We start from the raw sequence: 557 nt of genomic DNA, 5'->3' as shown, positions 1-557 counted from the left end.
GTATAAGGGCGACCGTTCGCGTAAAGAGACGCTGGTGGAATATGGTTTCCGCCTGCCATCGGCGCTGGATAACCGGTCGATGCGTTTCGACGAGTTTGAAAGCATCAGCCCGCAGACGATTTTTGTCTCGGCGACTCCCGGCAATTACGAGGCAGAACACGCAGGCCGTGTCGTTGAGCAGTTGGTGCGTCCGACGGGGCTGGTCGATCCGCAAATCGAGATCCGCCCGGCGCTGACCCAGGTCGACGACTTGCTCTCGGAAATCGGCAAGCGTGTCGCGCTGGAAGAGCGGGTTCTGGTCACGACCCTGACCAAGCGCATGTCTGAAGACTTGACCGATTACCTGGCCGACCACGGCGTTCGTGTGCGTTATCTGCACTCGGACATCGACACCGTGGAGCGGGTCGAAATCATTCGCGATTTGCGCCTCGGTACGTTCGATGTGCTGGTGGGGATCAACCTGCTGCGTGAAGGTCTGGACATGCCGGAAGTGTCGCTGGTGGCGATTCTCGATGCGGACAAGGAAGGCTTCCTGCGTTCTGAGCGCTCGCTGATCC

Annotated in this window: 1 protein-coding gene; it reads left to right on the top strand. The window is 59.6% G+C overall.

The genetic code is table 11. The features are described 5' to 3' along the window. A partial coding sequence (locus AC1DRJ_RS31885; protein ID WP_477805597.1) for a helicase-related protein occupies positions 1–557 on the top strand: 557 nt, incomplete at both ends.

Source organism: Pseudomonas sp. P5_B2, assembly GCF_056400445.1.
The sequence above is the reverse complement of the archived record's forward strand: the minus strand, read 5'-3'. Positions and strand labels throughout refer to the sequence as shown.